Origin of the sequence: Arthrobacter jiangjiafuii (genome assembly GCF_018622995.1) — a bacterium.
In the GTDB taxonomy this organism is placed as follows: domain Bacteria; phylum Actinomycetota; class Actinomycetes; order Actinomycetales; family Micrococcaceae; genus Arthrobacter_B; species Arthrobacter_B jiangjiafuii.
Window position 1 is genome coordinate 2,101,027 of record NZ_CP076022.1, and the last position, 25,239, is coordinate 2,126,265.

The 25,239-nt window shown below is 66.0% G+C and carries 22 protein-coding genes; 6 read left to right on the forward strand and 16 right to left on the reverse strand.

What is annotated here, in order from left to right; translation table 11 throughout:
- Positions 1–87: 87 nt before the first annotated feature.
- Positions 88–1,170: an alpha/beta hydrolase gene (locus KKR91_RS09890; RefSeq protein WP_210229133.1), complete on the forward strand. Its 1,083-nt coding sequence runs from the start codon at positions 88–90 to the stop codon at positions 1,168–1,170.
- Here KKR91_RS09890 and KKR91_RS09895 read toward each other — a convergent pair.
- The 8 genes from KKR91_RS09895 to KKR91_RS09930 all read right to left on the reverse strand — a co-directional run bounded on the left by KKR91_RS09895 (position 1,167) and on the right by KKR91_RS09930 (position 10,169).
- A complete protein-coding gene (locus KKR91_RS09895; RefSeq protein WP_237686338.1) occupies positions 1,167–1,988 on the reverse strand; it encodes an isoprenyl transferase in 822 nt (273 codons plus the stop codon). The genes KKR91_RS09890 and KKR91_RS09895 overlap by 4 nt on opposite strands.
- A gap of 2 nt (positions 1,989–1,990) precedes the next feature.
- Complete coding sequence (recO, locus tag KKR91_RS09900; RefSeq protein ID WP_210229138.1) at positions 1,991–2,743, reverse strand: DNA repair protein RecO; 753 nt, start codon at positions 2,741–2,743, stop codon at positions 1,991–1,993.
- A gap of 99 nt (positions 2,744–2,842) precedes the next feature.
- Positions 2,843–4,585, reverse strand: coding sequence for a 2-isopropylmalate synthase (gene leuA / locus KKR91_RS09905; protein WP_210229140.1), 1,743 nt, complete (start codon positions 4,583–4,585; stop codon positions 2,843–2,845).
- A 167-nt stretch (positions 4,586–4,752) separates the two neighbouring features.
- Positions 4,753–6,285, reverse strand: a complete 1,533-nt coding sequence (locus tag KKR91_RS09910) for an LCP family protein (RefSeq protein WP_210229142.1) — start codon at positions 6,283–6,285, stop codon at positions 4,753–4,755.
- Positions 6,286–6,396: 111 nt separating this feature from the next.
- Positions 6,397–7,326 carry a GTPase Era gene (gene era, locus KKR91_RS09915; RefSeq protein ID WP_210229144.1) on the reverse strand — a complete coding sequence of 310 codons (930 nt, stop codon included), beginning with the start codon at positions 7,324–7,326 and terminating at the stop codon, positions 6,397–6,399.
- On the reverse strand, positions 7,319–8,632 hold the full coding sequence (locus KKR91_RS09920) for a hemolysin family protein (protein ID WP_420481434.1): 1,314 nt from the start codon (positions 8,630–8,632) through the stop codon (positions 7,319–7,321). The genes era and KKR91_RS09920 overlap by 8 nt, the downstream gene beginning before the upstream one ends.
- A 20-nt stretch (positions 8,633–8,652) precedes the next feature.
- Positions 8,653–9,126 carry an rRNA maturation RNase YbeY gene (gene ybeY, locus KKR91_RS09925; protein WP_210229148.1) on the reverse strand — a complete coding sequence of 158 codons (474 nt, stop codon included), beginning with the start codon at positions 9,124–9,126 and terminating at the stop codon, positions 8,653–8,655.
- Positions 9,123–10,169 carry a PhoH family protein gene (locus tag KKR91_RS09930; protein ID WP_210229150.1) on the reverse strand — a complete coding sequence of 349 codons (1,047 nt, stop codon included), beginning with the start codon at positions 10,167–10,169 and terminating at the stop codon, positions 9,123–9,125. The genes ybeY and KKR91_RS09930 overlap by 4 nt, the downstream gene beginning before the upstream one ends.
- A gap of 295 nt (positions 10,170–10,464) precedes the next feature.
- Between KKR91_RS09930 and KKR91_RS09935 the strand changes: the two genes are divergently transcribed.
- The gene (locus tag KKR91_RS09935; RefSeq protein ID WP_210229152.1) at positions 10,465–11,397 is read left to right on the forward strand and encodes a GerMN domain-containing protein; all 933 of its coding nucleotides are present in this window, start codon (positions 10,465–10,467) and stop codon (positions 11,395–11,397) included.
- A gap of 42 nt (positions 11,398–11,439) precedes the next feature.
- Here KKR91_RS09935 and KKR91_RS09940 read toward each other — a convergent pair whose 3' ends face one another.
- The 3 genes from KKR91_RS09940 to hrcA all read right to left on the reverse strand — a co-directional run bounded on the left by KKR91_RS09940 (position 11,440) and on the right by hrcA (position 14,504).
- Entirely contained in the window at positions 11,440–12,204 is a 765-nt protein-coding gene (locus KKR91_RS09940) for a 16S rRNA (uracil(1498)-N(3))-methyltransferase (RefSeq protein ID WP_210229154.1), read from the reverse strand.
- A gap of 3 nt (positions 12,205–12,207) precedes the next feature.
- A complete protein-coding gene (gene dnaJ, locus KKR91_RS09945) occupies positions 12,208–13,350 on the reverse strand; it encodes a molecular chaperone DnaJ (protein ID WP_210229157.1) in 1,143 nt (380 codons plus the stop codon).
- Positions 13,351–13,490: 140 nt separating this feature from the next.
- On the reverse strand, positions 13,491–14,504 hold the full coding sequence (hrcA, locus tag KKR91_RS09950) for a heat-inducible transcriptional repressor HrcA (protein ID WP_210229159.1): 1,014 nt from the start codon (positions 14,502–14,504) through the stop codon (positions 13,491–13,493).
- A 192-nt stretch (positions 14,505–14,696) separates the two neighbouring features.
- Between hrcA and KKR91_RS09955 the strand changes: the two genes are divergently transcribed.
- Entirely contained in the window at positions 14,697–15,539 is an 843-nt protein-coding gene (locus KKR91_RS09955; RefSeq protein ID WP_210229161.1) for a DUF3097 domain-containing protein, read from the forward strand.
- Positions 15,540–15,666: 127 nt separating this feature from the next.
- Entirely contained in the window at positions 15,667–16,095 is a 429-nt protein-coding gene (locus KKR91_RS09960; protein WP_210229163.1) for a DUF4870 domain-containing protein, read from the forward strand.
- A gap of 84 nt (positions 16,096–16,179) precedes the next feature.
- Here KKR91_RS09960 and hemW read toward each other — a convergent pair whose 3' ends face one another.
- Positions 16,180–17,412: a radical SAM family heme chaperone HemW gene (gene hemW / locus KKR91_RS09965; protein ID WP_210229165.1), complete on the reverse strand. Its 1,233-nt coding sequence runs from the start codon at positions 17,410–17,412 to the stop codon at positions 16,180–16,182.
- Positions 17,409–19,262 (reverse strand): translation elongation factor 4, encoded by a 1,854-nt coding sequence (gene lepA, locus KKR91_RS09970; protein ID WP_210229166.1) that lies wholly within the window; start codon positions 19,260–19,262, stop codon positions 17,409–17,411. The genes hemW and lepA overlap by 4 nt, the downstream gene beginning before the upstream one ends.
- A gap of 191 nt (positions 19,263–19,453) precedes the next feature.
- Here lepA and KKR91_RS09975 point away from each other — a divergent pair, with 191 nt between their 5' ends.
- Together KKR91_RS09975 and rpsT are read left to right on the forward strand one after the other, a co-directional pair.
- Complete coding sequence (locus KKR91_RS09975; RefSeq protein WP_210229169.1) at positions 19,454–20,002, forward strand: type II toxin-antitoxin system PemK/MazF family toxin; 549 nt, start codon at positions 19,454–19,456, stop codon at positions 20,000–20,002.
- 171 nt (positions 20,003–20,173) lie between these two features.
- Positions 20,174–20,434, forward strand: a complete 261-nt coding sequence (gene rpsT / locus KKR91_RS09980; protein ID WP_210229171.1) for a 30S ribosomal protein S20 — start codon at positions 20,174–20,176, stop codon at positions 20,432–20,434.
- A 142-nt stretch (positions 20,435–20,576) separates the two neighbouring features.
- Here rpsT and holA read toward each other — a convergent pair whose 3' ends face one another.
- From holA to KKR91_RS09995, 3 genes are all read right to left on the reverse strand, one after another.
- Positions 20,577–21,614 carry a DNA polymerase III subunit delta gene (gene holA / locus KKR91_RS09985; protein WP_210229173.1) on the reverse strand — a complete coding sequence of 346 codons (1,038 nt, stop codon included), beginning with the start codon at positions 21,612–21,614 and terminating at the stop codon, positions 20,577–20,579.
- A 92-nt stretch (positions 21,615–21,706) separates the two neighbouring features.
- Complete coding sequence (locus KKR91_RS09990; RefSeq protein ID WP_210229175.1) at positions 21,707–24,181, reverse strand: ComEC/Rec2 family competence protein; 2,475 nt, start codon at positions 24,179–24,181, stop codon at positions 21,707–21,709.
- Positions 24,182–24,710: 529 nt separating this feature from the next.
- Positions 24,711–25,238, reverse strand: coding sequence for a hypothetical protein (locus KKR91_RS09995; protein WP_210229177.1), 528 nt, complete (start codon positions 25,236–25,238; stop codon positions 24,711–24,713).
- Position 25,239: the final 1 nt, after the last annotated feature.

Genomic DNA, 25,239 nt, shown 5'->3' on the forward strand with positions numbered 1-25,239 from the left:
CTGCCCTGCACCAAATCATTTCCCTTTGCTTCGGGGGCACCGCAGCTGCCTGCCGTAACCCGGATGTCCCTGCCCTATCCTCGATATATGGGTACCCAGGTGAAACCGGAAACGCAGGCAGCACCTGCGAAGCAGTGGAAACCGGACATCCTGGGTGACGGTTACCAGTATCTGACCCTTGAACTCGGTGAGGATGACGAAGGTCCGGTGGTGGCCACCCTCGTCTCCTATACCCCCAAGCCTCCTCCCCCGCCCGGTTTCACCGGCCGTGCCCGGAACCTGCTGCACCAATTGCGGGCGCCGGTGGCCGCCGAACCGGTGCACGCAGTGCTGTATGTGCACGGCTGGAACGACTATTTCTTCCAAACCGAGCTGGCCGATTTTTGGGCGGGACTCGGCGTCGCGTTTTATGCCTTGGACCTGCGCAAATACGGACGCAGCCTGCGGCCCGGGCAGTCTGAAGGCTTCACCATGGACCTGCAGGAATATGACGCCGACATCGACGCGGCCATGGCGGCGTTGACCGAACATGTCCGGGAGCACCGCGGGATGGATACTCCCGTCCGGATTTCCCTGATGGCCCACTCCACCGGGGGCCTTGTGGCCTCGCTGTGGGCCCACCGCCATCCGGGGCGGATTGCAGCGCTGCTGTTGAACAGCCCGTGGCTGGAGCTGCGCGGCTCCTGGATTGTGCGCAATGCTACGGCCGGGCTGCTGGAACCGCTGGCGCGGCTGCGTCCCAAAGCGCGGCTGAAGGTCCCCGAGATGTCCTACTACTGGCGCAGCATCAGCACCGAGGCCGACGGCGAGTGGAACCCGGATCCGGAGCTGAAGATGCCCAATGGCTGGCCGATCCGGGCCGGGTGGATCACCGCCGTGCTCAACGGCCATGCCCAAGTGGCCCGCGGCCTGGATATCCGGGTGCCGATCCTGCTGATGGCCTCTGCGAGCTCCACCATGGCAGGTCCGTGGAACGAGTCAATGCTGACCTCGGACAGCATCCTGGATGTGAACCTTATGGTGCAGCGCGGGTTGCTGCTGGGTCCGCAGGTCACGGTGTACCGGTTCGAGGACGCACTGCACGACGTCGTCCTGTCAGCACCGGCGGTGCGGCGCCGTGCCTACGGCAAGCTGGAGCAGTGGGCGCAGGCCTTCATGCTCCGGAACTAGCTCCCGGGCGCGGCCGGGGCCTGGTCCACGGCTCCCCCGTACCGGCGGTCCCGGCGGGCGTAGATCTCCACGGCTTCCCACAGGGTGCGCCGGTCCACGTCCGGCCAGAGGGTGTCCATAAAGACCATTTCGGCATAGGCCGACTGCCAGAGCATGAAGTTGGACAGCCGCTGCTCGCCGGAAGTGCGCAGGAACAGGTCCACATCCGGCAGGTCCGGCTCGTCCAGGTACTTCTGGATCGTTTTCTCCGTGATGGACCCCGGACGCAGCCGCCCGGCGGCCACTTCTGCGGCAATGGCTGAGACGGCGTCGGTGATTTCGGCCCGCCCGCCGTAGTTGACGCACATGTTCAGGGTACAGACGGTGTTCTGCCGGGTGGCTTCCTCGGCGATTTCCAGTTCCTTGATGACCGACTGCCACAGCCGGGGCCGGCGGCCGGACCAGCGGATCCGCACGCCCCATTCGCTGAGCTGGTCGCGCTGCCGGCGCAGCACGTCGCGGCTGAAATTCATCAGGAAGCGGACCTCCTCGGGCGAACGCTTCCAGTTCTCGGTGGAGAAGGCGTAGACGGATACGTGCTTGATGCCCATCTCCACTGCCCCGGCCATCACGTCCAGGAGTGCGGCTTCGCCCGCGCGGTGGCCTTCGGTGCGTGGCAGTCCGCGCTGGTTGGCCCAGCGGCCATTGCCGTCCATGACGATCGCCACGTGCCGCGGAACCAGGTCAGCGGGAACCGGCGGCGGGACCGCCCCGGATGGATGCGGCTCGGGCCGGACGGGCGGATGCGCCAGGACTGCCGGTTGGGACTTTGAACGCAAGCTTAGACACGCTCCACATGTTGAAGTGACTTGACGACCCGTTCCAGGTGCCATTGAAGATAACTGCCAACGAGGCCGGCGGATTCGCGCCGGGCCTGGCCTTCGGCTGCGTCCGCTGTGGCCCAGTCGCCCGAAAGCAGCGCGGCGAGCAGGATCATGGTTTGGGGTGAGGGCGATGCAGACCCCGGCGGGCGGCAGGCACTGCAGACCGCGCCGCCCAGCGCGGCGGAGAACGCCGAATGCGGCCCCGGAGCGCTGCAACGGGCACAAATGGTGAAACTAGGTGCCCAACCGGCGGTGGCCAGGGCGCGCAGGAGGTAGGAGTCCAGGATCAGTTCCGGTGCGTGCGCGCCGCGGTTCAGGGCCGCCAGCGCACCGATCACCAAGTGGTAGTGCGCATTTGCGGATTCGCCGTCGACGTCGGTGAGCCGTTCGGCTGTTTCGGCGATGGCGGCTGCCGCCGTATAGCGCGCGTAATCCGAGACGATGCCGTGGCCGTAGGCGCCCAGGGTCGTGGCCTGGGTGACGATGTCCAGGTTGCGTCCCGAGTGCAGCTGCAGGTCCGCCACCATGAACGGTTCCAGCCGGGCACCGAACTTGCTGGAGGTACGGCGCACCCCCTTCGCCACTGCCCGCACCTGGCCGTGGCTGCGGGTGAGCAGCACCAGGATCCGGTCCGCTTCACCCAGTTTATGGGTGCGCAGGATGACCCCCTCGTCCCGGTATGTCCGGGAAGCAAATGATTTTCCTGCCACGGTCCTATTTTCCCATGCCTTGGCTGCCCCGCGGCGCACCCGGGGCCGCAGCCTTCCGGGCGCGCCTGCGGCCGGGTCCGCCCCGGCCGCAGGAAGCGGTCAGCTCCGGTCGCGGATGGCCCGGTTTACTGCTGATATCACGGCCATCAGTGCTGACAGGGTGGTGTTCGAGTCGATCCCCACACCCCAGAGCACCCGCTCCCCCACGGCCAGCTCAACATAGGCGGCAGCCGCTGCGTTGCCGCTGGCGGAGAGCGCATGCTCGGTGTAGTCCAGCAGCCGGACGTCGATGCCGTCTTCGCTGAGGATTTCCAGCAGTGCGGCAATAGGGCCGGTTCCGGAGGCCGTGCGCTTATTCTGCACGCCGCCGGTGACCAGCGCCGCCGTCAGCTTGAAGGTGCCGTCCTCTGCCGTGTCCGCGTTGACCGAGGCCAGCGCATAGTGTCCCCACGGTTCGCCGTCGGACTCCGGAGTGCTCGGCAGGTACTCGTCCTGGAATACCTTCCACAGCTCCGCACCGGTGATCTCGCCACCGGCCGTATCCGTGCGGCGCTGCACCACGCCGGAGAACTCGATCTGCGCGCGGCGGGGCAGGTCCATGTTGTGCTCGTTCTTGAGCAGGTAGGCCACGCCGCCCTTGCCGGACTGGCTGTTGACGCGGATCACTGCCTCGTAGCTGCGGCCGATGTCCTTGGGATCGATCGGCAGGTACGGTACCGCCCACGGGATGTCGTTCACGGTGGTGCCCGCGGCCGCGGCGTCCTTTTCCATGGACTCGAAGCCCTTTTTGATCGCGTCCTGGTGCGACCCGGAGAAAGCGGTGAAGACCAGGTCCCCGCCGTAGGGGGAACGTTCGGGCACGGGCAGCTGGTTGCAGTATTCGACGGTGCGCCGGACATGGTCGATGTCGGAGAAGTCGATCTGCGGGTCCACGCCCTGGCTGAACATGTTCATGCCCAGTGTCACCAGGTCCACGTTGCCCGTCCGCTCGCCGTTGCCGAAGAGGCACCCCTCGATCCGGTCGGCGCCGGCGAGGTAGCCCAGCTCCGCTGCGGCCACGCCGGTGCCGCGGTCATTGTGCGGATGCAGGGACAGGATGATGGAGTCCCGGTTGGCGAGGTTGCGGTGCATCCACTCGATGGAGTCGGCGTACACATTGGGGGTGGCCATTTCCACGGTGGCGGGCAGGTTCAGGATCATCTGCCGGTCCGGGGAGGCTTCCAGGACCTCGGCGACGGCGTTGGAGATGCGCAGGGCGAACTCCAGTTCGGTGCCGGTGTAGGACTCGGGAGAGTATTCGTACGTGACATCGATGCCGCGCAGCTGCTCTTCGTATTTTTTGCACAGCCGGGCGCCGGAGAGCGCGATGTCGACAATTCCGTCCTGGTCGGTGTTGAAGACGACCTTGCGCTGCAGCACGGAGGTGGAGTTGTACAGGTGGACGATGGCCCGGTCGGCGCCTTCGAGGGACTCATAGGTGCGTTCGATCAGGTGTTCGCGGGACTGCGTGAGCACCTGGATGGTGACGTCGTCGGGGATGCGGTCCCCTTCAATCAGCTGGCGCACAAAGTCGAAGTCCAGCGCGGACGCGGACGGGAAACCGACTTCGATTTCCTTGTAGCCCATCTTCACCAGCAGGTCGAACATCTTGTGCTTGCGTTCGGGGGTCATCGGGTCGATCAGGGCCTGGTTGCCGTCGCGCAGGTCCACAGCGCACCAGCGCGGGGCCTTGGTGATCAGCTTGTCCGGCCAGGTGCGGTCGGGGAGCTCGAAGCTGATCTGGTCCTGGAAGGGGACGTACTTGGAGACGGGCATTCCCGAGGGCTGCTGTGCATTTCGCATGTCTGGTCTGGGCCTTTTCTAGGAGTTAGAAGGGCGGCCGGGCAACACAAACTCCGCAGCGAGGGGTCGGCCTATAAGTGGGGTATGGCCTCGCCGCGGCAGCTAAGGAGAAGGAGCTCTGCGCGCACGTGATCAGCCTAACAGCCGGGTATGGAGCTCTCCAATTGTTAATTGCCGAACGCGGTTTGGCACGTAACCTGGGCTGCGGTCTGGCCGGTCAGGTCGCCCAGCCCGCCGCTGGCAGGCATGGTGTTGCCGGTGGTGAAGTCCTGGCCGACCTGCACGCTGACGCCGTTGACGAGGTTGCTGGCCATGACCTGGACCGTGGGAACCGCCAGGGCGGCGGCTACCTGCCCGGCCATCTCCTGGTAGCCGGGGGCAAAGAAGATCTGGGTGGCGGGGCTGGGGGCATCGGTCTGGCCGCCGGACGTGGCGAGAGTGAACCCCTGCGAGAGCAGGTAGGTGGCCAGCGCCTGGTCACGGGACTGGCTGCCGGTGCTGCCGGTGGAATCCAGGATGGTCACGGGAATGGTCGCCGGGTCGAAGAGGGGCGCTTCTTCCACGGGCGTGGCCGGTGTTTCGGTTTCCGTACCCGGCGCGGTTGTGGTCTCCGGCGCCTGCGTCGGTGCGGCTTCGGTGATGTCGCGGTCCTCGACCATGGCGGCAAAAAGCGGTGCGGCGGCTTCCTCGTCCAGGACCAGGCGGTTGGTGTCGTAGGCGTACGGGGCGACCGGCGCGGTGACAAAGGCAACCCGGCTAAGGTCGACGTCCTTGAGCCGGCCGGCCAGTGCGATCAGTGAGGAGACGTCCGTCAGTTGCTTGTCGACGGTGAGGTTTGCCGTCACCGTTTCGGCGATGGAGTACAGCTTGGGAAGGTTCTTCAGTGTGCCTTCCTCCTGGACCTTGCGGATCATGGAAGCGAGGAAGCTCTGCTGGGCGCGGATGCGTCCCTCGTCGCCGCCGTTGCCGAAGCCGTGCCGGGTGCGGAGGAAGGCCAGGGCCTGGTCCCCCTGCACGCTGCTGACGCCGGCCGGAAGGTTCAGCCCGGACAGCGGGTCATCCACCGGCTGGTTCACGCAGACCTCCACACCGCCGAGGGTGTTGGAGAGCTCCTTGACGGCGTTGAAGTCGGCCATCATGAAGTGGTCGATGTTGAGCCCGGTCAGGTCGTTGATGGCCGCCACGGTGCAGCCCGGGCCGCCGTTGCCCAGTGCGCCGTTGAGCTGGCCCAGATCCATCGCCGGATAGGTGTTTCCGCTCACCGGATCCGTGCATTCGGGCAGCGGGACCAGCAGGTCGCGGGGGAAGCTCACCACAGTGACGTGGGAGCGGTCCGCAGCCATGTTCACCAGCATCATGACGTCCGAGTTGTTGCTTTCCTGCCCTTCGCGGTTGTCGGTGCCCAGGACCAGGATCTGCAGCGGATCGGTGTTGGTGTCCACCGGAACGGCGGACTCCTGGCTGGCTCCCAGGTTCAGCGGCTGCGTGTCGAAGTTGTTCTGCAGGCGGGCGAGCTGCACGCCGACAAACACCACCCCGGACACGAGGGTCAGGGACAGGATGAGGGCTATTGCCCGCAGGGCAGGGTGGGGAACGGCGCTGCGGCCCAGATGCCGGCCGCCGGGCACCGCGGTGCGGGAGCGGTTGGAGCTTGAGTTTCCGGAGGGACCGGCACCCGTTTCGGCACGGCGAGATGACATGGCCGGTCCCCTTCAGTAATTCGTCGTCAAAAGAAAAGTGATGCACAAATGAATGTTCAAAGTGTACTCGGCGGGCCTGACCGGAATTCACCGGCAGCCCGCGCAGCGGGCCTAGAAGCCCAGCTTCACCAGCTGCTTCGGGTCACGCTGCCAGTCCTTGGCGATCTTCACGTGCAGGTCAAGGTAGACCCTTGTTCCCAGCAGCGCTTCGATGGCCAGGCGGGCATTGGTACCGACCTCACGGAGCCGTGCCCCGCCCTTGCCGATGATGATGGCCTTCTGGGAGGACCGTTCCACGTAGAGGTTCACGCGGATGTCCAGGAGCTGGTTGTCCGGGGAACGCCCTTCGCGGGGAACAATCTCATCAACGACCACTGCCAGGGAGTGGGGAAGCTCATCCCGTACGCCTTCGAGGGCCGCTTCACGGATCAGTTCCGCGACCATGACGGCCTCGGGTTCGTCGGTCAGTTCACCGTCCGGGTACAGCGGCGGCGAGGAGGGCATGTAGCCGGAGAGGACCTCAGCCACGGTGTCCACCTGGAAACCGTCGGCGGCGGAGACCGGAACGATGTCTGCCCAGCCGGCTTCGCCCAGGACCTCGTTGCCCAGGGCGGTCACGGCCATCAGCTGCTTGGCCAGGGCCGCCCGGTCCACCAGGTCGGTCTTGGTCACCAGCGCCACTACCGGCTTCTTCTTCAGGGCGGCAAGCTGCTTGGCGATGTAGCGGTCGCCCGGACCTACGGCTTCGTTGGCGGGCAGGCAGAAACCGATGGCGTCCACTTCGGAGAGTGTGTCGGCCACCAGGTCGTTCAGGCGCTTGCCCAGCAGGGTGCGGGGGCGGTGCAGGCCGGGGGTGTCGACCAGGATCAGCTGGGAATCCTCCCGGTGCACGATCCCGCGGATGGTGTGGCGCGTGGTTTGGGGTTTGCTGGAGGTGATGGCAACCTTCTGGCCGACCAGCGCGTTGGTCAGCGTGGATTTTCCGGCGTTGGGCCGGCCCACCAGCGAAACAAAGCCGGCGCGGAATTGTGGATCAGTCATTGCGGGGTACCAATTCTGTTGAGTGGACGCGGGAGGGTTCCCTGCCGTCGTCGTGATGTGTGCCTGGACCGGCGGCACGTGGCTGCTTCCAGGCGATGATGTGGGAGACCCTGTTCCGGCGGCCTTCGAGGCGTTCGGCGTGCAGGACAATCCCGCCGACCACCACCTCGCTGCCGACAATCGGAACGCGGCCCAGGGCCTTGGCCAGCAGTCCGCCGACGGTGTCGACTTCGTCGTCCTCCAGGTCGACGTCGAACAGCTCGCCGAGATCGTCGATACCGGCACGGGAGCTGATCCGGTACCGGTTGTCGCCGAGGTTTTCGATTTCGGGGCGCTCGGAGTCGTATTCATCCACGATCTCCCCGACGATTTCCTCGATCAGGTCCTCAAGCGTGACCAGTCCGGCGGTGCCGCCGTATTCGTCAATCACCACCGCCACGTGGGTGGATTCGCGCTGGAGCTCCTGGAGCAGTTCGCTGACGGCCTTGGATTCGGGTACGTAGCGCACGCCGCGGGCGAACTCCTCCACGCGCCGTACCGTGGCTTCGGCCGGGTTGGAGTGCATCTGCGCGGCAACATCCTTGAGATAGAGGATGCCCACGATCTGGTCGGCGCTGTCCTCGATCACCGGTACCCGGGAGTAGCCCGAGCGCAGGAACAGGGACATGGCCTGGCGCAGGTTGGAACCGGCGTCGATGCACACCATGTCGGTACGCGGGACCATCACGGAGCGGACCTTGGTATCGCCGAGTTCAAACACGGAGTGGATCAGTTCCGCCTCGGTGTTTTCGATCATGTCGGCGTCGGAGGCGCGGTCCAGCAGTTCACGGAACTCTTCTTCCGTGAAGAACGCGGCGTCCGGCCCCTGGGACCCGGGGGCGACGGCGCTGCCCAGCCTGACAAGCCAGCCCGGAACAGGCCCCAGCACCACCCGCAGGAAGCGCACCAGGCCGGCGGTGAGGACGACGACGGCCGTCACATGCTTGCGTCCGATCTGGCGGGGCGAGACGCCCACGAGAACAAACCCGACGCCCGCCATCACCACGGTGGCCAGCAGCCCGGCCAGCCAAAGGTTGTCCACCAGCATCTGGAACAGGATGGCCACGGCAACAGCGGTGGCCATTTCAAACCAGACCCGCCAGAAGCGCAGGGCGTGCATGTGGGCCACGGGGTGCTGCAGGATCCGGCGCAGCGGTTTTCCGGCCTTGCCCTGCAGCAGCGCTTCGGCTTCATGCCGCGGCAGGTATCCGTAGGCGGATTCGGCGGCGGTCAGCAATCCGGCCAGGACCATGAAGGCCACAGCCATCAGAATCAGCAGGCCAACGCTCAACTGCGCGTCTCCTTCGGGGCATCCCGGCCCAGGTAGGAAGACAGCAGGTCACGCTGCAGGCCGAACATTTCCTTTTCCTCCTCGGGCTCCGCGTGGTCGTAGCCCAGCAGATGGAGGACGCCGTGGGTGGTCAGCAGCAGCAGTTCCTCCTGCATGCTGTGACCGGCCGTCTGCGCCTGTTCGGCGGCAACCTGGGGACACAGGACGATGTCTCCGAGCACTCCGGCCGGCGTCGGGCGGCCGGGAACACCCGGGCGCAGTTCGTCCATCGGGAAGGAGAGCACATCGGTGGCGCCGGGGATGTCCATCCATTCGATGTGCAGCTTTTCCATGGCCTCCTCGTCCACCAGGATGATGGACAGCTCGGCTTCGGGGTGCACGTACAGGTTGTCCAGCAGGTACCGGCCCAGCCGGGCAAGTTCCTCTTCGTCTGCTGCAACCGTGGATTCGTTGTTTACTTCAATGCTCATTTGGCGCTTTCCTGTCCGGCTGTCCGGCGGCGGCCGGTGGTCGCGGAATCGCCGCGCCGTGTTTCGTCCCATTCGCTGTAGGCGGTCACGATGCTGCTGACCAGGGAGTGCCGGACGACGTCGGCTGCACTGAGTTCCTTGAACGCCACGTCATCAATGTCCCCGAGGATGTCGTGCACGATCCGCAGGCCGGATGCCGTGCCGCCGGGCAGGTCCACCTGGGTGACGTCTCCGGTGACCACCATCTTGGAGCCGAAGCCCAGGCGGGTCAGGAACATCTTCATCTGTTCGGGCGTGGTGTTCTGCGCCTCATCGAGGATGATGAAGGCGTCGTTGAGCGTCCGCCCGCGCATGTACGCCAGCGGCGCCACTTCGATGGTTCCGGCGGCCATGAGCCGCGGAATCGAATCCGGGTCCATCATGTCGTGCAGGGCATCGTAGAGCGGACGGAGGTAGGGGTCGATCTTGTCGCTGAGCGTGCCGGGCAAGAACCCCAGGCGCTCTCCGGCCTCAACGGCCGGACGGGTCAGGATGATCCGGCTGACTTCCTTCTGCTGCAGCGCCTGAACCGCCTTGGCCATCGCGAGGTAGGTCTTGCCGGTACCCGCCGGGCCGATGCCGAAGACAATGGTGTTTTCATCGATCGCATCGACATAGTTGCGCTGGTTCAGCGTCTTGGGACGGATGGTCCGGCCGCGGGTGGAGAGGATGTTCTGCGTGAGGACCTCTGCCGGGCGCGGGGCGCTCTGGTCCCGGAGCATGGTGATCAGCTGCTCCACCAGCTGCGGGGTGACCCGGGTCTGGCTGCGGGCAAGAACCCGGACTTCATTCACCAGCCTGTGGGTAAGTTCCACCACAGGAGCCGGGCCGGAGATCGACAGCTCGTTGCCCCGTACATGGAGGTTGGCTTCCGGATAGGCGGCCTCAATGATCTTGAGTGCCTCGTCATTGGCACCCAGTGACTGGACCATGTGTTCCGTTGAATCGAAAACGATGGTCCGCCGATCCAGTCCAATGGTGCCAATTCCTGAGGATTCAGTCATATGTTCGGCCTTCCCAGGCCTTTCATCGCCCCTTCGCAGAGAGAGTGTGGAGGTAAGCCCGCCGAAGTTAAGACAGACATTCCAATATTACTTGATGCCGCACCTGCGCGTCTGCTCCCGGACAAAGCGCTCGGCCCGAACGGGGTGGCGGCCGGCGCATGCCTCTGTCTCAATCGGGTCTCAGTCCGGTAGCGAGAAGGTCAAGACCGGCAATCGGCTGTTTTGCGTGTGCCAAGCTGGAAAGAGACCAACCCGGGAAAGCTCCCGGAAACTGACGCTGGGAGAGGAGGACGGTATGACCACATGGCGGAACCGCCCCCCGGGCCGGCGGACCCTTGGCCTGCTCGCGGCCTCTTCACTGCTCCTTAGCGGCTGCGGCGTAGTGGCAGCGAACCCCACCACCTCCATGCCGACGTCCTTTGGCGACGCCGCACGGGCCGCCTCCTCGCCCATGACCGTGGCGACGCTTCCCGGCGGAGAGACCGCGCCGGGCCTGATCCCCGTGTATTGGCTGGGGCTGAACGGTTCCGATGTTCTGCTGTACCGCGAATTCCAGCCAGCGGAGAAGGACGGGGATCCGATCAGTGAGGCCGTTCAGGCGATGACCGCCGGCGCACCCTCCGATCCGGACTATTTCAATCCGTGGCACAAAGCCGAATCCGTCACCGCTTCCATCTCGGCCAAAAACGTCATCACGGTGGATCTTTCCGCCGACGCGTTCAAGACCTCCCTCGATGCAGGTATGGCCCACCGCGCCATCCAGCAGCTGGTGTACACCGCCACTGCCGCTGCCGCCAATGCAGGCCTGACCACCGTAGGGCATACACCCTCCGTGGTGCTGCTGGTGGATGGCAAGGCCGGCTACCGGGCCTTCGGGCACGAGGTGCTGGAAGGGGAACTGCAGCGTGACGCAACGCTCGTGGCGCCGATCTGGATCATTGACCCGCAGGAGGGATCCGGGAATCCGACCTCCCTCACGGTCAGCGGGGCAGCCCGGTCCGAAGGCGGCCAGCTCTCCTGGCGGGTGGAACCGATCGTGGACGGCCGGCCTGCGGCAGCTGCCGTCGAAAGCGGCTTCGCCGACCTTGAGGCGCCCACAGGCGGAACCTCCCTCTACAGCTTTACCGTGGAGCTCTCTCCCGGGGACTACAGCGTGAGTGTCTTCCACGGCACCGAGCGGGCCAATGAGGATTCCAAGCGCGTGAGCATCCACTCCGACCTTAAGTAGTTCCGCCGGCCGCTGGTTCTCACCTGCCAGCCGCCCGGCGTGCTACCAGCGGCCCAGCGCGGAATTCAGGACAGCCAGTGCTGCCGGGCCGGCCGTGGAGGAACGCATCACGTGCTGTCCCAGCCGTACCGCCACCGCGCCGCCGGAGCGCAGCAGCTCCACTTCGCCGCCGCTGATGCCGCCTTCGGGCCCCACCACCACGGCAATGCTCAGCGGCCGGTCCCCTGCCCGCCGCCGGGCGTCATGGACCGCCGGCACCAAGGCGCCGTCGGCCTCCTCATGCAGCACCAGCACCAGGTCCACCGTTGCCAGCCGGCGTGCAAGGTCCTTGGAGTCAACGACCCCTTCGACCTGCGGAATCACTGAACGGCGGGACTGCTTGGCCGCCGCGGTAACGATCCCCTGCCACTTTGCCTGTCCCTTGGCCGCTTTGTCGGCGCGCCAGCGGACAATGCTGCGTTCGGACTGCCAGGGAATGACCGTATGTACTCCCAGCTCCGTTGCCGCCTCGACCGCCTGCTCGTCGCGGCCGCCCTTGGCGAGGGCCTGGACCAGGATCAGCGTGTCGGCGGGTCCGTCCTCCTCGCTGACGACGGCGACGTCGACTTCCAGCCGTGCCGGAGCGACGGCGGAGACCGTGCCGGTGAGCCGGCGTCCGGCGCCGTCGACAATGTCCACCGGTTCGCCCGGCGCCAGCCGCTTCACCGCCACGGCGTGGTGGGCCTCGGGTCCTTCGAGCACAAAAACTGACCCGGGGCCGGCGGCGCGGACGGCGCCGGGCTCACCGAAGAAGATCGGATTGGTCATTGGTCAGTGATTGCCCAGGCGGTCCCGCAGCCGGGCGAACACACCCGTTCCACTGTTGGCCAGACGGCCCTCGGCGTATTCTTCGCCGCGCAGCTGCGCGAGCTTGCGCAGCAGTTCCTCCTGCTCGGAATCCAGCTTCTGCGGGGTCTCCACATGAAGGTGGACCAGCAGGTCACCGCGGCCGTAACCGCGCAGGTGGGTGACGCCCAGGCCCTTCAGGGTGCTGATTTCGCCGGACTGGGTGCCGGCCTTGACCGTGATTTCGCGGTCGCCGTCGAAGGTTTCAAAGTTGATGACCGAGCCCAGGGCCGCTGCCGTCATGGGCACCGTCAGGGTGGCGTGCAGGTCATCGCCTTCACGTACGAAGGTGGGATCGGCGTTGACCCGGATTTCCACGTACAGGTCGCCCTGCGGTCCGCCGGCGGTGCCTGCTTCGCCCTGGCCGCCCAGCTGGATGCGGGTGCCGGTGGCAACGCCTGCGGGGATCTTGATGTTCAGGCTGCGGCGGCTGCGGACGCGGCCTTCGCCGGCGCATTCGTGGCAGGGGTCGGGAATGACCGTGCCGTAGCCCTGGCAGGACCCGCACGGCGCGGTGGTCATGACCTGGCCCAGGATCGACCGGACCGCGCGCTGCACCTGCCCGGTTCCATGGCAGATGTCGCAGGTCCGCGGGGAGGTGCCGGGCTGGCAGCAGCTGCCGTCACAGGTGGGGCAGGTGACGGCGGTGTCGACCTCGATCTTCTTGTTGGTGCCGAAGACGGCATCCTTCAGGTCGATCCGGACGTTGATCAGGGCGTCCTGGCCGCGGCGGGTGCGTGAGGCCGGTCCGCGTCCTCCGCCTCCCGCGGCGCCGCCGAAGAAGGTGTCGAAAATGTCCTGGAAGCCGAAGCCCTGGCCGCTGAAGCCCGCGCCGCCGCCGAAACCGTTGTCATTGCCGTTTTCGTTGCCCGTGGTGTCGTAGATCCGGCGCTTCTGCGGGTCGGCGAGCACTTCGTAGGCGTGGGTTACGGCCTTGAACTCATCCTGTGCCCCGGGGGCGGGGTTGACGTCGGGGTGCAGCTTGCGGGCCAGCTTGCGGTAGGCCTTCTTGATTTCTTCGCCCGTGGCGTCGCGTCCGACACCCAGAACCTGGTAGTGATCGCTCACTCGTGCACATCGCTTCCTGTAATTGGCAGTTCCCGCATGTTGGCGCGGCGCCTTCTGCGCGAAGGCCTTTCCCGGTTTCCGCGGCCCTCGGGCAGCGGAACAGCCGGAGAACTGCTGTAGCTGTATTGTCTAACGCTTTTCTAGTTGTTCAGTATCCGGGACAGATAACGGGCCACGGCCCGCACTGTTGACATCGTGTTGGGGTAGTCCATGCGTGTGGGGCCCAGGACCCCCACCTTCGCCGAAGCGTCGGGTCCGTAGCCGGTGGCCACGACGGAGGCTTCGGAGAGCGAGCCGTGCGGGTTTTCCCGTCCGATCCGCACCGAGACGCCGCGGGCATCCTGTTCCATCTCGGACAACAACCGGAGCATGACCACTTGTTCCTCGAGTGCCTCGAGGATGGGGCCGATGGTAAGCGGGAAGTCCACGGTGGACCGGGCCAGATTGGCTGTCCCGGCCATCACCATACGGTCTTCGCGGTTGATGCCGGCCAGCTGTTCCAGCGAACGGGCCAGGACCGTTGCGGTGCGGCGCTTATGCACCGGCACGGTGGCCAGGCATTCAGCCAGGTGGCCGGTGATCCGGGTCAGCGGGGTGCCGCTCAGCGACGCCAGGAAATGCTGGCGCAGGGCCATCAGGTCGGGTTCGGTCACGGGATCCGGAACCGGTACAACACGCTGCTCCACCCGGCCCGTGGTGGAGATCAGCACCACCAGCACCTGTGCCGGAGCCAGCAGGACAAACTCGATGTGGCGCACCTGTGCGTTGCCCAGATGCGGGTACTGCACCACTGCCACCTGGTTGGTCAGCTGGGACAGCAGCCGCACGGTGCGTTCCATGACGTCGTCGAGGTCTTCGGCGCCCTCGAGCAGGGTCTGGATGGCTTTGCGTTCGGCCGCGGACAGCGGCTTGACGTCGGAGATCCGGTCCACGAACAGGCGGTAGCCCTTATCGGTGGGGATGCGCCCGGCGGAGGTATGCGGGGCGACAATCAGGCCCTCTTCCTCCAGGGCAGCCATGTCGTTGCGGATCGTGGCGCTGGAAACACCCAGACGGTGGCGTTCCACCAGGGCCTTGGATCCGACGGGCTCACGCGAATGCACGTAATCCTCGACAATCGCGCGGAGCACCTCGAGTCTGCGTGGTTCACTCATGGTTGTCCTCCCTCGCTGATGTCCGGCGTTGTCCGTTGCGTTTCGGGCCGCGTGTCGTTAGCACTCACCATGCCCAAGTGCTAAGTCTAATACGGATCAGGGACGTTGTTAGCATTGAAAGTCCGTGCCGTGCACGCGCAGACGTGCGCCCTGTCCAACTGCGCGCGGCCCAACAACAGCGAGGAAACACCCGTGTCGAACTTTTCGTGGGGGCCCCAGGACATCAGCGCTCCGGCCCGCCGGGTGCTGCCCAAAGTGGGTGCCGAAGCCGGACTCGTGCTTGAAGACGTGCAGACCGGCTGGGTCGGTGCGGTGGTCCGGGTGGAGAAGTCCGGCGGGCTGCACCTGATGGTGCTGGAGGACCGGCGCGGCAAGACCAAGTCCTTTGAGCTGGGCTTCGGCTTCCTGCTGGACGGCGAGCCGGTGGAGGTGGTTCCGGCTGTGAAGGCCGCTGCCCCCGCGTCCCGGCGGACGGCGTCCGGCTCGGTCCGGGTGGAGAACGTCCGGGCCCGCACCGCCAAGGCCAGCCGCATCTGGGTGGAGGGAAAGCACGACGCCGAACTGGTGGAGAAGGTCTGGGGCGATGACCTGCGGGTGGAGGGCATCGTCGTCGAGCCCCTGCATGGCGTGGATGACCTGTACGCGGCGGTCAAGGAGTTCGGACCCGGACCCGGCCGCCGGCTGGGCATCCTGGTGGACCATCTGGTGCCCGGTTCCAAGGAATCGCGGATCGCCGCCGAGGCCATGACCTCCCCGGGGGCCCGCGGGAATGTGCTCATAGTGGGCCATCCGTATGTGGATGTCTGGCAGGCCATCAAGCCGACGGCGATCGGCCTGGCTGCCTGGCCGGTGGTGCCGCGGAACGAGGATTGGAAGACCGGCATCCTCAAAGGTCTGGGCTGGCCGCACAGGAACCACACGGACGTGGCGATCGGCTGGAAAAAGCTGCTGGGTTCGGTCACATCGTATGCCGATCTGGAGCCGTCACTGCTGGGCCGGGTGGAGGAAGTCATCGATTTCCTCACGGTTCCGTAGCTGCCGCCCCGCGGCGTGTATGCCCGATCCCGGCCCGCTTGCCAGTACTCTAGATGAGATACTCAGCAGCGTTTAGCTCCACAAGGCGTGCCGCTCCATCAGCGTCAAGAGTCAAAAGGAAACAGCAGTGTCGAACACACGTCAGAACCACCAGCCCCACCCCGACGACCGGAGTTCCGGCGAGCGTCCCCTCTATCAGGGTGCTCCGGCCAACGCGCTGCCCCTGACGGCATCAGAAGACCGGCAATGGGCCACGATGGCGCATTTCGGCGGCATCCTGGGCTTCGTTCCGTCCCTGGTCATTTATCTGGTCTTCCGGGACCGCGGCCCGTTCACCGCCCAGGAATCCAAGGAAGCACTGAACTTCACGCTTCCCCCCACCATCCTTGCGCTGCTGGCCTGGCTGCTGTCCTTCATCCCGGGAATCGGCTGGATCTTTGCCATCATCAATGCGCTGCTCTGGGTGGCCATCGCCGTGTCCTCCGTGGTGGCAGGCATTGCGGTCAACCGCGGGCGGCCCTACCGTTACCGGCTGAACCTGCGCCGCATCCGCTGACAGTAGGAACCAAAGACAAAGGCCCCGGGCCGGCATTGCTGCCGGTCAGGGGCCTTTTTGTGTTGCTGTGCGGGCTAGTCACCGCTAGTCCGGCAGCAGGCGGCGGACGACGGCGTCAGCCAGCAGGCGGCCCTTGGTAGTCAGCAGCACGCGTCCGGTCAGTGCCGCCTTCGGATCCACCAGGCCGTCGGCCATCAGGCCCGCGACGGCAAGGCGCCCGGAGTCCTTCAGCCGGGAAAGCTCCAGCCCCTCGGCCAACCGCGTGCGCAGCATGACATCTTCCACGTACCGGGTTTCGGCGTCGAGCGTCTCGCGGCCCACAGCCGGAGATTCCCCGGCGCCCAGCCGCTGGGCGTAGGCGGTCGGGTGCTTGGCATTCCACCAGCGCACGCCGCCGGCGTGGGAATGCGCGCCGGGGCCGACGCCCCACCAGTCGTCGCTGCGCCAGTAGGCCAGGTTGTGCCGGCACTGGTCAGCGGGTGTGCGCGACCAGTTGCTCACTTCGTACCAGGACAGCCCTGCGGCGGTCATCAGTTCGTCGGCGAGCAGATATTTGTCCGCATGGTCGTCGTCGTCGATCGGCGGGACTTCGCCGCGGCGCATCCGGGCGGCCAGCTTGGTGCCGTCCTCAATGATCAGCGCATAGGCCGAAATGTGGTCCGGCTCGTAGCTCAGAGCCTCTTTGACCGAGAATTCCCAGTCCGCCAGCGACTCCCCCGGCGTGCCGTAGATCAGGTCAACGCTCACCTTGAGTCCGGCGTCGCGCGCCCACTGCACGGCCAGCGGAACCCGTGACGGCGTGTGCGTGCGGTCCAGGACCGCCAGCACATGAGGTACGGCCGACTGCATGCCGAAGGAGACGCGGGTGAATCCGGCGTCGGCCAGCAGCTGCAGGGACTCCGGGGTGACCGAGTCGGGGTTGGCCTCGGTGGTGACCTCGGCGCCGGGAACCAGCCCCCATGCGCCGATGGCGGATTTCAGGATCCCGGCCAGGTCCTCGGCGGGCAGCAGCGTAGGCGTGCCGCCGCCGAAGAAGACGGTGCTGAGCGGACGGTCCGGCAGCCCTGAGGCCTTCAGGACGCGGGCGGCCAGCGCCACTTCCTGCTGCGCTGTGCCGCCGTAGGCGGCCTGCGACGCCCCGCCGCCCAGTTCAGTGGCGGTGTAGGTATTGAAATCGCAGTAGCCGCAGCGGACGGAGCAGAACGGAATGTGGACGTAGAGTCCGAACTTCCGGTCCACTGCTCCTTCCGCTGCCTGGGCGGGCAGCAGTCCGTCTACGGGTGCCGGGTCCCCGAGGGGCAGTGCACTGGGTGTCACTTCTTGGCTTTGTCCTTGGATTCGTCGGAGGAAAGGGCAGCAACGAAGGCTTCCTGGGGAACCTCGACGCGGCCCACCATCTTCATGCGCTTCTTGCCTTCCTTCTGCTTTTCGAGCAGCTTGCGCTTACGGCTGATGTCGCCGCCGTAGCACTTGGCCAGCACGTCCTTGCGGATGGCGCGGATGGATTCGCGGGCGATGATCCGGGAGCCGATGGCCGCCTGGATGGGCACCTCGAACTGCTGGCGCGGAATCAGTTCGCGGAGCTTGCCGGTCATCATGACGCCGTAGGAGTACGCCTTGTCCTTGTGCGTGATGGAGCTGAAGGCGTCCACCTGTTCGCCCTGGAGCAGGATGTCCACCTTGACCAGGTCGGCGACCTGTTCGCCGTCGGCCTTCCAGTCCAGCGAGGCGTAGCCGCGGGTCTTGGATTTGAGGATGTCGAAGAAGTCGAAAACGATCTCGGCCAGCGGCAGGCGGTACCGGATTTCCACCCGATCCTCGGAGAGATAGTCCATGCCGCCCAGGACGCCGCGGCGGGCCTGGCACAGCTCCATGATGGCACCGACAAATTCGTTCGGCGCCAGGATCGTGGCCGAGACCATCGGCTCGCGGACCTCTTTGATCTTGCCTTCGGGGTACTCGCTGGGGTTGGTCACCGTGACCACCTTCTTGTCCTCCAGCGTCACCTCGTACTCCACGTTGGGTGCGGTGGAGATCAGGTCCAGGTTGTACTCACGCTCGAGCCGTTCGCGGGTGATTTCCAGGTGCAGCAGGCCCAGGAAGCCCACGCGGAAGCCGAAGCCCAGCGCCGCGGACGTCTCGGGTTCGTACACCAGCGCGGCATCATTGAGCATCAGCTTTTCCAGCGCGTCGCGCAGCACCGGATAGTCGGCGCCGTCGATGGGATACAGCCCGGAGAACACCATGGGCTTCGGGTCGGCGTAGCCGGGCAGCGATTCCGACGCCGGCTTGGCCAGGTTGGTGACCGTGTCACCGACCTTGGACAGGCGCACGTCCTTCACGCCGGTGATCAGGTAGCCCACCTCGCCGACGCCCAGGCCCTTGGACGGGGTCGGTTCCGGAGAGCTGACACCGATTTCGAGGAGTTCATGGCTGGCCCGGGTGGACATCATCTGGATCCGCTCGCGCGGGGACAGCGAGCCGTCGATCACGCGGACATAGGTAACGACTCCACGGTAGGTGTCATAGACGGAGTCGAAGATCATGGCACGGGCGGGAGCGTTGGGGTCACCCTGCGGTGCCGGGATCTCGCGGACAATCTGGTCCAGCAGGGCTTCGACGCCAACACCGGTCTTGCCGGAGACCCGCAGTACGTCGGCGGGATCGCCGCCGATCAGCTTCGCCAGTTCCTCGGCGTACTTCTCGGGCTGGGCTGCCGGCAGGTCGATCTTGTTCAGCACCGGAATGATCGTCAGGTCGTTTTCCATCGCCAGGTACAGGTTCGCCAGCGTCTGCGCCTCGATGCCCTGGGCGGCGTCCACCAGCAGCACTGCGCCCTCGCAGGCGGCCAGGGAGCGGGAGACCTCATAAGTGAAGTCCACGTGGCCCGGAGTGTCGATCATGTTCAGGGCGTAGGACTCGCCGTCGACCTCCCACGGCATGCGCACGGCCTGGGACTTGATGGTGATGCCGCGTTCGCGCTCGATATCCATCCGGTCCAGGTACTGGGCCTTCATGTTCCGGTGCTCCACCACGCCGGTGGACTGGAGCATGCGGTCGGCCAGGGTGGACTTGCCGTGGTCGATGTGGGCGATGATGCAGAAATTTCTGATGATCGCCGGATCCGTCGCGGCAGGCACCGGTGAGAAGCGGGCCATAGGTGACACTGTGGCGGTTCCTTTACTGTTCACAGGAGCAAAGCGGCGGCCGCGGGCTGAGGCCGCGGGCCGGAACCGGACAAGGCGCGGTTCATCGGTTTTTCCTGATGGATTACATGCTGAATTAACAGTCTCCCACGAATGCCGGCCCGGGCTGGAACTGCGGAACGTCTTTGCACAGAACGTAATAGCGTAGGGAGATGTCCTCAAACCGTTCCCTCCTGTCCCTGCTCCGTTCGGCCCTGCGCCTGCTCACCCGTCCGGGCAGCACGCCGCCGGCGACGCGCCGGACCCGGACTCAGCCTTCACGCACGTCCAGGGCCACGCCGTCGGGCACGTCCCGGCCTCAGCCGTCACGCGCCTACCCCGGCGACTATTCAGGCAAGGTCACCCCGGTCTACGCCCCGACGCCGGACAGCTCGCCTGATCCCGGAGAAGTGGTCTGGGCCTGGGTGCCCTATGAGGACGACTACTCACAGGGCAAGGACCGCCCGGTGCTACTGATCGGGCGCTCGGGATCCCGGCTGCTGGCCCTGATGATGACCAGCCGCGACCGGAACAACGGCCGGGAATCGGACCCCGATTACGTGGACGTCGGCACGGGGCCTTGGGATTCCCAGGGCCGGCCAAGCGAAGTAAAGCTGGACCGCGTGCTGCAGCTGGACCCGAACGCCGTCCGGCGGCAGGGTGCGGTTCTCCCCCGCGCCGCGTTTGACCGGGTAGCCCGGGGCCTTGCCGCCGTGCGCTGAGAGCCAACGGGCCATCTCCCCCAACTTCTGCTAACATTTATTGCTGTGTGTCCGCGCAGGTCGACGGGCACTTCAGTTCAGGCGCCATTACGGTATCCCCACGCCGCTCAGTCAATGTCTGGGCTGAAATTCCCTCACCGACCAAGTCCGCAATACAAAGAGAGTTTATAAGTGGCCAATATTAAGTCCCAGAAGAAGCGCATCCTCACCAACGAGAAGGCGCGCATGCGTAACAACTCGGTGAAGTCCGAGCTGAAGACCGCAATCCGCTCCGTTGACGCTGCCCTCAAGGCCAGCGACAAGGATGCAGCAGTCGCAGCGGTGGCCAACGCCAGCCGCAAGCTGGACAAGGCCGTCAGCAAGGGTGTTATCCACAAGAACAACGCAGCCAACCGCAAGTCGGCCATCTCCAAGAAGGTCAACGCGCTCTAAGCAGTCGTGTTTTAGGCAGTTGTTCTTGCCCTAGTCTTCATCAGTCCGGCCGGTCCCTTCGGGGGCCGGCCGGACTGCTTTAACCGGTTCCAACCCGGCTCACCCGGGCTGGCCAGGCTCCTGCTTCCTGCGGAGCTCCCGCTTAGCGTCCTGCGGCGGCCAGCGAGATCACGGTCACGGCGTGCTCCACGGCGTACACCGGATCCCGCCCGGCACCCTTGACCTGCGCGTCGGCTTCCGCCAAGACCTGGACCGCCTTGATCAGGCCTTCCTGGGACCAGTGCTGGGCGTCGCGGCGGGCCTGGTCGACCTGCCAGGGTGCCATACCCAGTTCCTTGGCCATGGCGGCGGAGGATCCGCGAAGGTTCGCCACTTTCGCCACCGCCCGCACCTTCATGGCCAGGGCACCCACCAGCGGCACCGGATCGACGCCGGTGTCCAGGGCGTGGCGGAGCATGGACAGGGCCTGGCCTCCGCGTCCGGCCAGGGCGGCATCAGCGACTTTGAAGGCCGTGGCCTCGACCCGCCCGCCGTAGTACTTCTCCACCAGCTCCTCGGTGATTTCGCCGCTGGAATCATTGATCAGCTGCCGGCAGGCGGCTGCCAGATCCGCCAGTTTGGAACCGACCGCTGCGACCAGGGCGCGCGACGCCGCGGGATCGATCCGCCGTCGTGCCGCCTTGAACTCCGTCGCCACGAATTCCAGCTTTTCGGTGTCCTTCTTGAACGGCTGGCAATCAACCACGGGAGCTCCGGCAGCCTTTACGGCGTCCAGCAGTTTCTTGCCGCGGTTTCCGCCGCCGTGGTGCAGGACGAGCACCGCATCCGGAGCAGGATCAGTGAGGTAGCCGAGGGTGTCAACGAGGAACTCTTCATTCATCGTCGCCAGGTTGGTCGCCTCAATGATCTTGGCCTCGCCGAACAGCGATGGGCTGGAGTGCAGTGTCAGTTCACCGGCGGCGTAGGTGGCCGCATCCATCCGGACCAGTTCCGTGTCCGGCTGGTTCTCGCGCAGGATGGTGCGGATCCGCTCCATCGCCCGGCTTGCCAGATAGTCTTCCGGCCCGCTGAGCAGTACCACCGGTGCGGGTTCGACCTCGCGCCAGGAGACCGTCTTGCCCGCTGATTTGCCGGCGGTCTTCGAGGTGCTGCGTTTGGAAGAGGGGACGGCCGGATTCACAGCGAACAGACTCCTGGGGTGGGAACAACGACAAACGGGTAAGGCGACACTCCAACATTACCCGTCCAGCCGATTCGTCCGCCTCGGACCCTTTAGCGCCCATCCAGCCCGCCGACTCTCAACGTCTTCCCGTCCATATCCAAGCTGATCGAGCCCAGCAGATCGGTGCGCGCCACAGTGGTTCCGGTGTCCTCCAGTGCGGAGAGGATGGCCGGTCCCGGGTGGCCGTAGTCATTGTCAGCTCCCACCGAGATCAGTGCCACGCGAGGCCTGAGTTGCGTGATCAGCGCGGTCCCGCCGTTCCTCGCGCCGTGGTGTGGCACCTTGAGGACATCCACGCCGTCGGCCCTCAGCCAGGCATTACGAGACAGCAGGGTGAGGGCGGCGTCCTCCTCAATGTCCCCGGTGAGCAGCATCGTGAGCCGGGGTTCCGCCGGTTGCGCATCAGGCTCCGGATCGACTGTGACCAGGACGACGGCGCTGGCGTCGTTTTCGGTGGCCTGCGGGCTGTTGCTGGGCGGCCAGAGGACATCCCACTTCACCGGACCCGCCTGCGCCGACATGCCCTCCGTCAGCCGGGTCAGCTCCGCTCCGGATCCCTTCAGCAGTGCGTCCAACTGCGGGGGAAGCTCCGCCTCAGCCGTGGAAAAGGCGATCCGGTGCACTTCACGCTGGCGCAGCACTCCCTCTGTTCCTCCGTAGTGGTCCAAGTGGGCGTGGGTCAGGATCAGCAGGTCAACCGTATTGACCCCTAGCCGGTTCAGGCACCCGTCCATCGCCTCCGGGTCGGGACCTGCGTCAATGACCAGCGCGCTGTGCTCCGCCGTCCGCACCACGAGCCCGTCTCCCTGTCCGACGTCGCAGACCACCGCGCTCCACCCCGGCGGCGCCGGACCGGGCATCAGGTAGGTCCAGGCGGCCACAGCTGCCGGCGGCAGAAGCAGCAGCGCCACGGCCAGCGGAACCGCGGCTGTCAGGTCGACTGGCGGACAGCCCCTCCCGCGGGGCCTGCCTGCGCTTGCCGCACTGGATGCATTTGCTGTCTCTCCTGCGCTTACTGTGCTTCCCGCCTTTCCCGCCCGGAGGACAACCCAGATGACCGCGACGCCGGCGCCGGCCATCAACACCACCCCAGTTGCGCCTCCCGGCCAGGGCAGGAGGGCACCGGGCAGCGAGCTGAAGAACCGGGCAACGAACGAGGTCCATGCGGCTCCCGCTCCGGCGGCCAGTAAAAGCGGTGCGGCCAGCGGCGGTAGGGCAGCCGTCAGCACGGCCGCTGCCATGCCGGCCACGGTCACCAGCGGGATCACGGGTGCGGCAACAATGTTGGCCGGCAGGGAGTAGGCCGGCACCTGCGGCTGCAGCAGCACCAGGACCGGTGAGCAGAACAGCTGCGCGGCCAGCGGAACGGCCAGGGCTGCGGCAAGCGGCCACGGCATCCGACGCGACAGCAGTTCCGTCAGCCGCGGGCCCAGCAGGATCAGTCCCGACGTCGCGAGCACCGAGAGGATAAACGCGTAACTGCCGCTGAGCCAGGGATCCACCGCCAGCAGGACAGTGATGGACAGGCTCAGCAGGGCCGCCGGTAATTTGCCCCGGCCGGAGAGCACCGCAAGCGTTCCCAGCCCGCCCATCACGGCCGCCCGCAGGACGCTGGCATCCGGACGCACCACCAGGACGAAACCCACCAGCGCGAGCACTCCCGCCGCCGATGCCACGGCCCGGGGCAGCCGCACCGACCGGACCGTGAGGAAAACGAACGCCAGGAGATAACCGCAATTGGCTCCGGATACAGCGGTAAGGTGCGTCAGCCCGGTGTTTTGCATCGCCGCTTCGAGGTCTTTATCCAAAGTGCTCCGGTCCCCCAGGACCATGCCCGGCAGCAGCCCGGCAGCATCCTCCCCCAGCATGTCGGCCTGCCCGGCAGCTGCTTGTGCAAAGGCCACGCGGATCTCTGCGGTCTGTCCGTACCACCCGCCCGCCGGTTCAACGTCCGGGGTTCCGTTTGCATACAGCAATGCCACCGCCCGCTCCCCCGGCCCGGCTGCCTGAAGGTTGCCAGCGGCAGAGAAACGGTCGCCAAGATGGACGTCTGCGAAGCCGCCGCCGCCCAGCACGAGCACTGTCGCCGCCGCACCGAACCGCTCGCCGCCTGCCGTGGCTTCCGTCAGGACCGCCTCCACTGCGTATCGGGACCCGCCGTCAAAGCGGTCGGAAGCCACCGCCCGGGCATCAGTTGAAGCGCGAAACTCACCGGTGATTGACGCTCCGGCCGAGATGGCGGGACCAATGGGGCCGGCAGTGCGTTCAGCCACAAGCACGCCGGCACCCACACAGACCATGCCCGCTGCCGCCAAGGGGGCAGCCACAGTCCGGGCAAGACGTCCGGCCAGGGGAAAGAGGCGTGTTCCCGGGGCTGAGGGAATCAGGGCCAGGACCAGCGACAGCGCCGCGGTTCCGGCCAGGACTGCCGCGGCTATGCAGGCTCCACGGCTTCCCGCCCGCACTGCCAGCGCAGCGGCAACCCAGGATGCGGCAGCCACCGGCACCAGCCGCAACTCCAACAACGGATAGACACTTGTCCGGGCAGAGCCCCCTTTTGGCATGACCGCCCGGATCCGTTGCAGCACCGCTGTCGCCGCCGGGCGAAGGCCGCCCGCGCGACGGGCAGCCGGAAACTCCTGCCTCCCCCGCTGAACCTCGTCGTTTCGACCCACTGCGGCTGTGGCGTAACGGTCCCAGCGGCTGCGCCGACTGTTTCGACCTCCAAAGGTCCCCGCGTCATCGTCAGGAATGTCAGGGGTCGGCATCGGACGGCCTACACCGTTATCAGTGGAAGAAGGGCCACCAGCATGGCCTCACCGCCCGGTGTCCCGCCCCGATAGGCAAAAGCCGCCGATCGGGTGGTCCGGATCGATCACTGCTGAATCGATCACTGCTGAGGAGGGTTCGGTGTCCCAACGGTGCTCTGCCATGTCCCGAACCTAATTCCGGCGAAAGGGCCCACCCAAAGGCAGCTCTCTGTTGTGGAAATACACAGGCGTGGGCGGGGCCGGCCGCTCCTGTGCAGGAACCACCTATGAGGCGGGAGGGCTATTAGAAATCCCCGCCTGGGTAGGTGCCCTCGGGCAAGGTGAAGCACGCAGACCCTGACGCGATACGGATTTCGTTTGGGGAGAATCCTTCGGAGACGAGATGACTCTCCCCTGGAGCAGGCGGGTCGATCTGGATCCGATAGTCTTCATTTATATCCCTATCGACGGATACTTCGGTTCCGTTCGCCCGGTAGTGGGCTTCGATGGCTCGCACGATGGGCTCTATCTCGGTTCCTTCGGCGACCGTGACCGTCGTTGAAGCAGCCCAGTGGTGCTGGGTCTTATTGCAGGACAGAAGCACGCCCGTCTGCTGTTGATCGATTGAGAGAACAGCATCCTTCGGGATCAGTGCGGCGATCTCCCGTTCCATGGCCTGGGTGTGGGCTTTGGCTTCCTGCCAGGTGAGTTCAGCGTTCATCGGTTCCTTCTGTGTTTGAGCAGCCGTTGGCGCAGGTGGCTCGGTTGAACTCGCGTTTGGGTTTCCGGCACAACCGGCAAGCCCTAGCAGACCCACCAGCAACAACGTCATG